The organism is Micromonospora sp. NPDC049230 (genome assembly GCF_040647875.1).
In the GTDB taxonomy this organism is placed as follows: domain Bacteria; phylum Actinomycetota; class Actinomycetes; order Mycobacteriales; family Micromonosporaceae; genus Micromonospora.
In genome coordinates this window covers 1-12064 of sequence record NZ_JBEZCZ010000022.1, presented here as the reverse complement: position 1 = coordinate 12064, position 12064 = coordinate 1, and the positions used below count along the sequence as shown (strand labels likewise).

Below are 12064 nucleotides of genomic sequence, written 5' to 3'. Positions count from 1 at the left end.
CTCCTCGTGCTCGTCGCGGACGACCTCGCCGCCCTGCCGGCCTGGCTCTACCGGGACCGCCCGTACGTCCAGGTGGTCGAGGCGGCCCTGCCGACCTTCGACGAGCGGCACGTCTACCTGCACCAGCAGGCCCGCCACTTCCACCAGGCGGCCACCGCGAAGAAGGCGCCGGAGGATCTGCGGGTGCTGGCCAACCTGAGCGAGGGTATGGCGATCAGCGAGTTGGACGGGCTGTGGCGGATGAGCAACCTCCAGGAGATCCCGCTCGACGAACCCCGGACGCTGATGAAGCGCACCCTGTTCGGCCCGCGCCAGGATCCGTGGCGCCGCGTGCGCGACCGGCTCGCCCGGTTCGGGCCGATGGCCGGTGAACGGGTCGTCGGCCAGCCCGTCGCCGTCGACCGGGTCCGCCGGGCGCTGACCTCGGCCACCGTCGGCATCGACTTCGTCGCCGACCCGCACAACGCGGAGTCCCGGCCCAAGGGGATCTTCTTCTTCGTGGGGCCGACCGGGGTGGGCAAGACGGAGCTGGCCCGGACGCTCAGCGAGTTCGTCTTCGACGACGAGACGGCGCTGGCCCGCTTCGACATGTCCACGTTCGCCGAGCCGCATTCCGCCGAACGGCTCACCGGTGCGCCACCCGGGTACGTCGGTCACGAACGCGGCGGTGAACTGACCAACCGGGTGAGTCAGCGCCCGTTCAGCGTGCTGCTCTTCGACGAGATCGAGAAGGCGCACGCGTCGGTGTTCGACAAGTTCCTCCAGGTGCTCGACGATGGTCGGCTCACCGACGCGCTCGGCAACACCGCGTACTTCTCCGAGACCGTCATCATCTTCACCTCGAACCTGGGGGCCGCCGAGACGTACGGCTGGCTCGACGGCGGTGAACTGCCCGACTACGAGAAGGTCACCGCCCATTTCGAACGCGCCGTGCGCGACCACTTCACCACCACCCTCGGCCGGCCGGAGCTGCTCGGCCGCCTCGGCGGCGGCATCACCGTCTTCGACATCCTGCGACCGGAGTTCGTCGATCAGATCGTCGGCAAGCTGCTCGCGCAACTGGTGGCCAGCGCCCACCGGCAGGGGGTCCGACTGACCCTCGACGAGCAGAGCGTCGTGACCCGGGTGCAGGAGGTGATGCGCCGGCCGGAGGCGCTGCGGCTGGGGGTGCGCAGCATCCGCGACGTCCTGGACCGCCTGGTACGAGAGCCCCTGGTCGAGCACGTCTTCGCCAGTCCCGGGCAGGCGGCGCTGCGGTTGTCGGTGCAGCCGCACGGCACGGTGATCCGCGCCGACTGAGTTCAGCCGGCCGGGCTCCTGGTCGGCTTGGGCTTGGGCTTGGGTTTCGGCTTGACGGGCGTGGGGGTGGGCGACGGCGTGGGCGGGGGCGTCGGTGTGGCCCGGTCCCGCAGCGGCGCCAGGAAGTACGCGACGACCTGCCCGGCCTGGTCCCAGGCGCCCCTGGTGAACCCGTCCGCGGCCGGCGACGCGAGACCGACGGCCAACGCGGCCACCAGCGCGCCGAGGAGCACCAGCCGTGCCGCCCGGTGACCGGGCGGCAACCCTCCCTGCCCCTGCTCAGTCAAGACCGCTCCACTCTCTGGTGAGGATCCAGTTCGCCGGCCCGAACCCGCCGTCCGGGCCGGCATCACGCCCGGACACCAGGAAGAAGCGCACCTCCCGGAAGTCACGTTCGACCGTCAGCACGAGGTTGCCCAGACCGTTCTCCCGCAACCAGGTCCGCACCCCGGCGGAACCGTCGGGACCGGCGGACATCTTCTCCAACAGGTCCGCCTTGGACACCACGAAGGCGAGCCGCCGACGGCCGGTGGGGACACCGAACTCCTGCAACCGCTGCACCGTCGCGTTGTAGGCGTCCTCCGGGTCGTAGGTCGCCGGGTTCGCCGCGGCGAAGACCTCCGGCGCCCCGGCGGCGAACTCGTCGCGTACCCGACGGACCGAGAACGGGTCGAGCACGTAGATCAGGGAACGCGCGTGGTCGAGGTACGCGAGGCGGGCATTCTGCTCGCGGTCCACCAGATTCTCGCCGGCCGCGTCGAAGAGGTGCACCAGCGCCACCCGTGGCCCTCGGGCCAACCGGAGGGTGACTGCCACCGGCGGGCCGGACGCCGAGGTCTTGGCCGGCGACGCCCCCTCGCGCATCAGCAGCGCGTACACCTCGTGCTGTTGCCGGCTGTGCTCGTCGGGCAGGGCCACCGCCACGCCGACCCGCTTCGCGGCCTGCTCCAGGCCCGCCAGTGCCGACATGATGAGCTGGGTCTTGCCCGCCGACGCGGCCCCGAACACCGGCATCCGTACGTCGGTGACCACCCCGGCGCCCGGCAGCAGCGCTTCGGTACAGCTGGGGCAGCAGGCCTCCAGCCGGCGGCTGAACGCCGCGCGCAGCACGGTCGTGGGCAGCAGGTCGCCACAGCCGCAGCGCCGCCACAGCACGCCGAGGCGCCCGGGACGCAGATCCCGGTGCAGGTCCGCGCCGGTCAGCCGGTGGTCAGGGGGATGCGGTCCACGGCAGCGGTACGCCGGGACCGCCGCGAGCTGGTGGCAGTGTCGGCAGCTCGCCCGCGCGCCGAACACCGCCTGCCAGCCCGTGTCCAACCCGCGCAGCAGCAGAACCACGGGTACGCCGACCAGCCAGGCGGCCGCCGAGACGCCGGCGGTGACCAACCCGGCACCCAGCACCCCGGCCGCCACGCCCACCGTCAGCCCGGCCTGTACGGCGAGGACCGGCACGTAGAACGGCCACCACATCCGCACCCGGTGGGCGCGGGCCCACCGGTGGGGCCGGACCCAGACCGCACGGGTGATCAGCCGCACGCGTTCCACGATCGCCCGGGCGTCCAGCAGCACCTGGGCGGCGAAGTACTGCGGCCAGGCCCGGTCCCGCCGCACGAAGGTCGGCGCGACCCGCCCCGCCAGCGCGCCGCCGTGCACGTCGTCGGGTGTGCGTACCCGAACCCAGGAGGCGCGTCCGACCAGGACGACACCGGCGACCCCGAGCACCACGGCGACACCCGCGGCCAGGCCACCGAGGGCGGCGAGGTTGGCCAACGGCAGGGCGACGATGAACAGCAGAGCGACGCTGACGGCGAAGTGCAGGAGGCGTCCGAGGAATCGCACGGCTCACCGGTCCCGGAACGGGTGGGCGATACGGTACCTGCGGCGTCGACCGCTGTAGGTGTCGGCGAACCGCTGCCAGTGCTTGCGCCAGTCGCTGCTGTGCCGGGCGAAGTGCTGGGCGACCCGTTCGAGTTGGGCGTCCGGCGACCGGGTCAGCCACCGCCCGAGCGCCTGATCGAGGCGCGTGATCTGCTGCGCGCGGGGCGCTCCCGAGCCGGTCAGATAGTAGGCGAGCACCGCGGGTGCCTCCCCGTCTTCCGTCGTCAACGCGTCGACGAGTCGGTCGACGAAGGGGTCCAGCAGGGTCGGATGCCGGTCGAGGACACCGTCGAGACTGAGCAGGGCCACCACCCGGCTCAGCGCCGTGACCACCTCGCCCTGCCGCATCTCGACAAGCCGCGCGGGGCAGTCGCGCAGCCGGCGCATCAGCACCGCACTGCGCACTCCGTCGGGGCGGTGCCGCAGTTCGGTGAGGGTGTCGGTCAGCTCCTCGTCCTCCGCCAGGGTGGCGGCGACCCGGGTGGTGGGTGTCATCAGGCCGGAGGCGACCAGCCGGCGACAGAGGTCGAAGAGCCGCAGGTCCGCCACCGCCGCGCGGGTCACCTCGTCGGTGACCTTCCAGAAGATGCGGTCGGGCAGGCGGGTGCCCTTCGGAGCGACGTCGAGCACCAGCTCCAGCTCTGCCGCTGTCGGCGCGGACTGGCTCCACAGCGCCCCCGCCACCCAGGAGAAGCCCCCGGGATCGTGCCGGTGCGCGGTCAGGTGCCGCTCGACGACGGTGTCCCGTTCGTCGCGGTGCCGCACCGCCGCGCCGAGCACCGCCTGCGCCAACGGGGAGTTCAGCGTGTCGAGCCGGGGCAGCAGCAACTGCCACCAACCGTCACCGACCTCCGCCTGCTCCTGCGAACCGAGTCGAGCGCGGTCCGCCAACACCGACAGCAGCCGCTCCTCCAACCGGTCGTGGCAGGCGAGCCCGGCGGGCCGCACATCCCGGGGGTGGTCCGCCCAGTACCTGACGAAACTCTCGGCTGCCCCGGCGATGTCGGGCCACCGCACGTCCACCTCGAACCGGGTCGCGACCCGCAGGAGCGCCTCGAACCGCTGCGGCGGCACGCCCGAGGTGAGGGCCTCGGTGAGGAGCTGCCGTGCCTGGTCGCTGTGGTCGGGGTGCCACTCGCCGGCCGGCAGCGGGGGCAGCCGACGGTCGGTCACCGCACCCCGGACGCGGGCGCCCTCCACCTCGCTGATGATCAGGGCGAGCCGGACGTCGGCCGCCCTGCCGGGCACCAGGCCGTCACAGCCGACCTCGTCGAGCAGCACCAGCACCCGCTGCGGCCAACGTTCGGGCGTCTCGGCGAAGAGGTCCGCCACGTCCGGGCCGTACGCGTGGCGCATCCCCTCCGGCCCGGTGCGCAACCACCCCACGATGGCCTCGGCGTGCCGGGGATCGGGAAGGCGGTGCAGGATGGCGGCCATCCCGAGCGCGGCGGCGGCCTCCTCGCGGCCGTCGTCGCCGGCCAGCCCGGACGCCGTCGCGACACCCAGGGCGTCCACCACGTCCCGCGGGTCCTCGGTCAGGAAGAGATCGACCCATCGGCTGGCCGACGGGGTCGGCTCGATCGGTGTGTGCTGGTGCCGGTGCAGGTCGAACACGGCGTAGCCGAGCGGGTTGTCGATCCGGCCGGCCGGGCCCGCGAACTCCGGCAGGACCGCGACGACAGGTAGGGCCGAGCGCGCCGGGTCGGTCGAGAAGATCTTGAAGCCCACCTCCAGCGCCCGCTCACGGGGCAGCAGGAGGGTGCCGGCGACGAGCCATCCCACGATCGTGGCGATGTCGTCACCGACGAAGAGCACCCGCGATCGTCCGGGTCGACCGGCGTCGGCGAGCGCGGACACCAGCGCCAGCAACGTCTCCCGGCCGTGCGGTTGGCCGAGGACGAAGGCCTGGGCGTGCGCCGGAGAATGGTCGGTCCCCACCGCGTCGCCGAGCCGCACCGGGTCCGAGTGGGTGGTCGGTGCCGGCCCGCCCGACCAGAACCCGGCCTGGAACAACTGGGCCGGACGCAGGTCGGCGTAACTGGCCGGGTCGGTCGTGACGATGGCGTGGGTCAGCTGGTTGCCCTCCCGGGTGCCGTTGGCCTCCCGCCCGAGGTAGAGCCCGCTCGCCGTGACCAGGATGCCATCGGAACTGATGTGCGCGAACGACGGTGGGTACTGCTCGACCGGTCGCCGGTCGGCCATCCACCGCGACGGCGGCTCGTAGAGCAGGTGGTCCCGGACGAGGGTTTCCGCCGCCGCGGCGGAGTCCGCCGACCGGGCCTGGAACTGGAGGCCCGCGTTGCCGTTGAGCCCCTGCCCGGGCCGGCAGTCGGTGTAGACCAACGTCTCGAAGCGACCGCTCATCGGGCCGCCTGGCGGCGCGGCACCACGTTGAACTCGCTGAGCAGCCAGAGCAGTGGCTCGTCCACCCGGAACGGTTGGACCCCGCGCACGTCGACCATGTTGGCGTCGTAGTCCGGTTCCGAGCCGAGCGCGGAGACCGTGAAATAGCGGAAGTTCCGGTAGTTGAGGCTCAGGTGGGTGTCGATGTCGTCGGCGCCCCAGTCGTGCAGCAGCGCGCGGACGTGTTCGTGGGTCTCCCGCCCGGCCTGCTCGTCGTAGTAGGGCCCGGGTTCCGGCCGGCGCACCAGGGGATGGTCGGCGCCGAGCACGTCGAAGAACGCGTCGATCTTCGCGAACGCGACAGCCACCGGAATCGGGATGTTGCGGCGACCACCCAGGCGATGGCTGGTCCGCAGGTTCTCGGTCACCCGGTTGACCACGTCGATGGTGCTGGCGTGGGTGTCGACAGCCGAGGCCGGCAGTCTTAGCCGGTCCCGCGCCTGCGGGATCATGAACGGGTCGAGCAGCAGGATGAGCGCGTCGGCCGCGCCGAGGTAACCGAGGTTGTCGACAGTCTCCTGGTCGAGCAGATCCTCACCGGCCGTGTCGAAGAAGGACAGGAAGGTCGTGTCGTAGCCGGTGATGCGGCGGTTCTGCCGCCAGGCGAACACGATCGGCTCACGTCGACCCTGCCGTGCCGCGTTGGTCCGCTGGTAGAGGCGGCCGTCGGGGAACAGCTCCCCGGCCGGGTCGAGGAAGTCCGTGCCACCGCCGGTCTCGGGCCGGAACTGACCGTCGCCGGCGAGCCGTACGTCGGCACCGAACCGCTGCCCCATGCCCCGGCGTAGCTGGTGCGCCAGCACCTTGAGGTAGACGCTCTTGCCGGTGTGCCGGGCGCCGGCCATGGCGATCAGCGGGCTGCGTCCCTCGCCGAACGCCGCGGGCAGTCGGCTGTGGCAGTGCGGGCAGACCTTGACCGCGGACTCGCTTCCACAGTCCGGGCAAGGAGCGGCGACCACCGGGCGCAGGGTGCGTCGGGGCCCGGCGAACGACGGCAGCACCAGCTCCTTGATGCCGAGCCCCTGCTCCCGCGCCTCGTCCCACTGCGGCTTGCAGGGTTCCTTGCCCGGCGACCGCCGCCCGGTGCACCGGAACCACGGCCCGCGAGGGTCGATCTTCCCGTAGCAGTACGGGCAGGAGAGGGTCGTCATCTCAGGACACCTTCATTTCGTCGATGGGATCGGTGACTCGCACGTTGGGCGGCCGGATCACGAAACACCGCAGCCAGTACGGTTTCCTCAGCCCGGTGGGCAGCGTGAAGGGCAGCTGCCACGGAGTGTCGGGGTGCAGCGAGAGCCCGGTCACCCGGCTCACCACGGTGCCGCGCTCCGGCCGGGCCGGCATCGCCACTCCGGACGCGGCCACCAGGAGCAGTTCCACTCCCTCGCACGGCTGGTCGACGTCGACGCTCAACAGCCGCTTGCGGCTGAACAGGCCACCGTCTCGCCGGATCCGGTAGCCGAACGCGACGGGCACCCCGTCCACCGACACCGACTCGGCGGCGGAGTACGCCTCGCCGCCGGGGCCACGCTCCACGGTCCGGACCGAGACCCGGCCACCGGCGGGACCCACCCGCAGGCGGCAGCCCGACTCGGCGACCTGACCCCGGGTCAGGCGCCGGACCGTCGCCGTGCCGTGCGGTGGGGTGAAGGTGACCTCGGCCAGGTTGACCGAGGGTGGCCACACCCACGCCACGTTCACCTCGTCACCAATGCGGCGGGCGACGAGCTGCTGGACCGGCTCGGTCACCCCGAGCGCGAGAGGTTCACCCACCACGGCGGTGTCCGTCGCCCGGTCCAGGGTGAACGGAACGTACACGAACCGTCCGCTCGGGACTGTCACCTCCAGCAGGGTCTCCGCCTCCTGCACGATGCGGTCGCTGACCAGCGCCTCGCCGTACCCCTCCATCTCCTCGCGCCGGATCCGCGTGCCCGGCGCCCAGGTGGGCCGCAGCTCCGACCGGCGGATCGACACCGTCCCGCCGACCGGCGTGAGCCAGGCGAAGTGCGCCGTCGCGGTCCGCGCGTCGAGTGCCGTGACGTGGGCGCGCAGGCGCTCCACGTGCGACGGCGCCGCGTCCCGCAGGACCGCGCGCGCCACCACCATGGGCCCTTCGACCTCCGTGCCGCGCTCGTCGCGGTAGACCGCGACGATGCCGTAGTAGCGGTCGGTGACGCCGTCCCCGGTGTCGTCCGACAGCCCGGCACGGCTCGCGGGCACCGGCTCCCCGTCCTGCGCGGAGGCCGGTGGCCGACCGAGGGTGCGCCGCACCCGGACGCCGTCCGCGGCCGGGTGCGTCCGCCAGGAGCAGGACAACTCGTCGGGGCGGACCGACACCCGCACCGCCGTGACCGGCGGGACGATGCGCGTCGTCACTGTGGCGGGGCGCGACCAGTCGCCACCGACGCTGGCGAAGACGCCGTAGTGCAGGGACCGGGCGGGCGGCGCGCCCGGGTCCGTCGCCTCGGCCAGCGTGCTCTCGCTGACCGTCTCGCCGTCGGCGGCCGAGCGGGGTGGCTGGTCGGACCGGACGACCCGGTAGCGCACCTCGGCGACCTGACCCGGTGGGGCCGTCCAGGTCAGCCGAACGCCGGTCTCCGTCGCCCGTGCCGCCAGGCCACGTGGGGGCGGAGGCGCGAGCGCGGCGAGCCGGTCGGCGAGGTCGTCGTCGTCCGCGGCGATCCGCAGCGCCGATCGGAGCAGCCGGGCGGCCTCCTCCTCGCGCTCCGACCGGGTGGCCTCGTCGGCGGCACGCCGCAGTGACTCGACCTCGCCCAGCAGAGTGTCGACCTGGTCGCGCAGCTCATCCCGGTGCGGGTCGTCCACGGGCAGCACCGCGACGGCCTGCCGGGCGGCGAGCAGGTGTCCGTCGCCGACCAGGTCACGGATGCGGCCCGCCGGCCCGACGTCCTGGCCGGTGTCGAGCGGCAGGTTGGCCACCACCGACCGGGCGTCGGAGTGCTCCAGCCCGGTGTCGGTGGCGATCCGCACCAGCAACCCGTCGGCGAGCCCTCTGGCCCGCCCCGACCGGAGCCGGTCGACCACCTGGAACAGCGCCACCGTACGCAGGTCCACGCCGTCGGTGGCGGCCCGCTCCAGCAGACCGAGGGCCTCCTTGCGGTTGCGCACCACGGCGGCGTCGGCGAGCCGGTTCGCCTCCTGCGTCCGGGCTCGCACCGTGGCGACGTCGAGTGGCACCGCCTCCGCGCCGAGCAGCCGGAACGGCGCGGCGTCGGGATGCACCACCTGGACCACCGTGTGCGCGCCGAGCAGGTCCTGTAGGCGCAGGAGAGAACGGTAGGCGGTGCGCTCCATGCCCGGCTCGGTCGGCAGTTCCACCGGGTCGACAACGGCCAGGCCGGCACGCCGGACCGACTCGTCGATCTGCCCGGCGTCCAGGCCCGGCCAGTGCCCGGCGATCTCCGTGAGCTGCGCCTGGGTGATCCGGCCGAGCGCGCCGTACGACTGGGCCAGGTCCCGGGCGAACCGCTCCGACTCCGCCCGTGCTCCGCGCCCGTGTTCCTCGATCCGTTCCCGCCACCACGACGGCTCGAACATGGCAGTGCCGTGCTCGTTGCGCAGTTGCTCGTCCCGGCTGTGCAGCTGCGCGCAGACCCGGGCTGCGGAGTCGACGCCGCTGGAACGCTGGTTCCACAGTCGCCGGACCGCGATCAGCTGCTCCCGCAACTCGGCCGCGGACATCTCCGGGCTGACCGCGTAGTGCCGGGCGAGGTCGGTGGGCGACAGGGCGCCCGGGCGGCCCCGCAACGGACCGATCACCTCGCGCAGGTATGCGCGCTGGTCGAACGCCATCGTGGTCAGCCCCGCACCGTGATTCCCGCGACGATGTTCCGCGCCTTCTGCACTTCCTCCTCGCTGAGCACGCTGACCTGCACCTCGATCAGCAGCTCCTCGCCGCTGGTCGGCTCGACGGCGCGCAACGTGAGCTGACCGCCGTCGCTGACATCCATCGTGATGCTGATCGGCGAGTGCCGGGGCAGCGGGGGTAGACCGCTGATCTGGCCCTTGCCCAGGTCCACCGGCTTGTTCGCCGACAGCTCGGGGCTCTCCTCGGCGCCGGCCTGCTCGTGCAGCTCGATCTCGATCGCGGTCTGGCCCTCGACAACAGTGCTCGCACGCAGCTCCCGCTGAGTGATGGGCAACGACTCGTTCGCGTGCACCAGGTGCTCGACGTAGTACCTGTCCGGCTGGGACGCCCAGTCGGCCGCCGTGGTGTCCTGGAGTTTGACCCCGAACGACTTCGGCAGCACCGTGACGATCCTCTTGTTGGCGCTGGCGGACAGTGCCTCCTCGTCCACCCCGGTCGCCAGCGACAGCGCCTGGACCCGCTCGCGCTTCTCCTCGGGGGTGGGTGCGGCACCCTCGCCGTCCCACGCCCACACGGCGCGGCTGAGCGCGTAGCGGGCCGCGCCCTTGGCCACCGCGAGGTCCGGGTCGTGCAGACGTGGCGTCCAGCCCCACTTCTCGGTCAGCTGCCTCGCCACGGCGGGCATCTTGCTGGAACCACCGACGAGCAGCACCTCGTCGATGGCGGCGGCCGGGTCGTCGACCCCGAGCTTCTCGCCGAGCTTGCCCAGGGTCCGCTCGGTGCACACCATCGTCCGGCTGAGCAGGTCGCCGGTGATCTCCTCGAACATCTCCCGGCTGACCTCCACCGAGGCCGCCGCGCCCGCGTACCGCATCGGCACCTTGCGCGACGTCACAGTCGACAGCTGTCGCTTGACCTCCTCGGCGGTCAGCGCGAGGTCCTGCATGAACTCCTCGTCCAGCGCCGGGTCCTCGGGCGGCTCCGCGCGGGTGACGAACTCGTCCACCAGGTACTGCACCAGGCGGGCGTCCCAGTCGGCACCGCCGAGCTTCTGGTCACCGTCGGTGCAGAGCACCTCGACCGCGTCCGGCGCGATGCGGATGACGGTGGTGTCGAAGGTGCCGCCACCGAGGTCGTAGACGAGCACCGTCCGGGTCGTTTCGGCACCGAGGTCGTACTGGAGGGCGGCGGCGACCGGCTCCGGCACCACCTCGACGACATCCAGGCCGGCGATTCGGCCGGCGTTGCGGGTGGCGTCGCGCTCCAGCAGACCGAAGTACGCGGGAACGGTGATCACGACCTTGCGGACCGGGCGGTTGGTGTAGTACTCCGCGTCCTGCGCCAACTGCTTGAGGATCAACGCGGAGATCGACTCAGGGGTGTACGTCGTGCCGTCGAACTCCCACTGCGCCTCCTGGCCCATCTTCCGCTTGACCCGCTCGACCACCCGGGTCGGGTAGAGCCGGGACACGTTCTTGGCGGCCTCGCCGACCACCACCTCACCGGTGTCCTGCTCGAAGTAGACCGCCGACGGCGTGGTCTCGTTGTTGGTGATGACGTTGCGGACGACGGCGGGTCGTCCGGTCTCGTCGACATACGACACGACCGAGTACGTGGTACCCAGGTCGATTCCGTAGAAGGTCAGGTCCTCGTCCGACATCCTGCTCCTGTCCGCCGATCGATCGGCTGTCACGGTGTGGGCGCGTGTTGGTTGCCGTTCTCCGGCTCCGGATGGTGCTCGCCCGCCGGAGGCTCCGGTTCGGAGGTCCAGCGGTGCACGCGGACCGCGGCGGGCACGGTGGTGCGTCCCGCCTCGACGTCGTGGTAGCCGTCCAGGACCACGGTGGCGACGGTGCCGTGCTGTGTGGGGTCGCTCGCCGGCTCGGTCGCGGTGGCGCGCTGCGTCGACGGGTCGAAGATGGCGCCGACCGCGGGCGCCAGCACGCTGATGCCGCCCCGTTCCAGCGTCAGTTCGAGGTTGGCGGCGTAGCTGCGCAGCATCTCCGCGGCGGCGGTGGCGTCGAACGTCGGCGGCAGTCCGGCGGCGGTGCGCAGCAGGTCGTGGCGCAGTCGCTGGAGGTCGGTCAGGAGCGGGCGCAGCAGGAGCCGCCGCTCACCGGCCCGTAGTCGTTGGTTCTCCTCGTGCAGCCGGTCGATGACCTGCTCGCGGGCCGCCGCCCGGTCCTGCGTGCGGGCGAGTTCGGCCCGTAGCCCGGCCAGCTCGCCGGTGACCCGGTCCGCCAGCCCGGCCAGCTCGTCTCCCAGCCGCTCGGTCAGCCGATCCAGCCGGTCCGGCGCGTCGCCCGCCGGCTCCGCGAGGGTCTGGCTCGCCGGCTGGGCGAGGGCTGGCTCGGCAGGGTCTGGCTGGGCGGGAGCTGGCTGGGCGAGAGTGTCGCTCGGCGGCTCCACCGGCTCTGCCGTCGGCTCCGCCGGTGGCTCGACCACCGGCCCGGCGGCCTCCTGCGCGGGACCGTGCGCTTCCTCGTGCACAGGTGTTCCTCCCCTGATCCGTCCGCGGCCACTGTGTGCGTCTCGTCGTGTGTCCCTGACGGACAGCTCCGCCGTCCGTCCCGAGACGTCGGGCCCCAGCGAGTGCCTGCTCCGTGGTCGTCATGCGAACTCGTTCCCCTCTCCGGCCGACGCGAGTCGCTCCCG

General features: G+C 72.6%; 7 protein-coding genes and 1 pseudogene. 1 reads left to right on the top strand and 7 read right to left on the bottom strand.

From position 1 onward, the window contains the following. Nucleotides 1–447: 447 nt before the first annotated feature. A pseudogene (locus AB0A95_RS19400) lies at nucleotides 448–1041 on the top strand (AAA family ATPase); the annotation flags it as partial. Nucleotides 1042–1301: 260 nt separating this feature from the next. On the opposite strand, the gene AB0A95_RS19395 reads toward AB0A95_RS19400, so the two are convergent. The 7 genes from AB0A95_RS19395 to grpE are packed head-to-tail and all read right to left on the bottom strand — an operon-like array spanning nucleotide 1302 to nucleotide 11899. Then, nucleotides 1302–1586, bottom strand: a complete 285-nt coding sequence (locus tag AB0A95_RS19395; RefSeq protein ID WP_357557122.1) for a hypothetical protein — start codon at nucleotides 1584–1586, stop codon at nucleotides 1302–1304. Beyond that, nucleotides 1579–3138 carry a hypothetical protein gene (locus tag AB0A95_RS19390; RefSeq protein ID WP_357557121.1) on the bottom strand — a complete coding sequence of 520 codons (1560 nt, stop codon included), beginning with the start codon at nucleotides 3136–3138 and terminating at the stop codon, nucleotides 1579–1581. Before AB0A95_RS19390 ends, AB0A95_RS19395 begins: the two co-directional genes overlap by 8 nt. Before the next feature lie 3 nt (nucleotides 3139–3141). Further along, a complete protein-coding gene (locus AB0A95_RS19385; protein ID WP_357557120.1) occupies nucleotides 3142–5541 on the bottom strand; it encodes a GTPase-associated protein 1-related protein in 2400 nt (799 codons plus the stop codon). Further along, nucleotides 5538–6731, bottom strand: a complete 1194-nt coding sequence (locus AB0A95_RS19380; RefSeq protein ID WP_357557119.1) for a hypothetical protein — start codon at nucleotides 6729–6731, stop codon at nucleotides 5538–5540. Before AB0A95_RS19380 ends, AB0A95_RS19385 begins: the two co-directional genes overlap by 4 nt. 1 nt (nucleotide 6732) lies before the next feature. After that, a complete protein-coding gene (locus tag AB0A95_RS19375) occupies nucleotides 6733–9393 on the bottom strand; it encodes a hypothetical protein (protein ID WP_357557118.1) in 2661 nt (886 codons plus the stop codon). Nucleotides 9394–9398: 5 nt separating this feature from the next. Next, nucleotides 9399–11069 carry an Hsp70 family protein gene (locus AB0A95_RS19370; protein WP_357557117.1) on the bottom strand — a complete coding sequence of 557 codons (1671 nt, stop codon included), beginning with the start codon at nucleotides 11067–11069 and terminating at the stop codon, nucleotides 9399–9401. A 29-nt stretch (nucleotides 11070–11098) separates the two neighbouring features. Then, the gene (gene grpE / locus AB0A95_RS19365) at nucleotides 11099–11899 is read right to left on the bottom strand and encodes a nucleotide exchange factor GrpE (RefSeq protein ID WP_357557116.1); all 801 of its coding nucleotides are present in this window, start codon (nucleotides 11897–11899) and stop codon (nucleotides 11099–11101) included. Between the last annotated feature and the right edge of the window lie 165 nt (nucleotides 11900–12064).

Bases quoted from the DNA above. Each gene is read 5' to 3' on its own strand.
- AB0A95_RS19385 (WP_357557120.1), bottom strand. From the start codon at position 5,541: ATGAGCGGTCGCTTCGAGACGTTGGTCTACACCGACTGCCGGCCCGGG.
- AB0A95_RS19380 (WP_357557119.1), bottom strand. From the start codon at position 6,731: ATGACGACCCTCTCCTGCCCGTACTGCTACGGGAAGATCGACCCTCGC.
- AB0A95_RS19375 (WP_357557118.1), bottom strand. From the start codon at position 9,393: ATGGCGTTCGACCAGCGCGCATACCTGCGCGAGGTGATCGGTCCGTTG.
- AB0A95_RS19370 (WP_357557117.1), bottom strand. From the start codon at position 11,069: ATGTCGGACGAGGACCTGACCTTCTACGGAATCGACCTGGGTACCACG.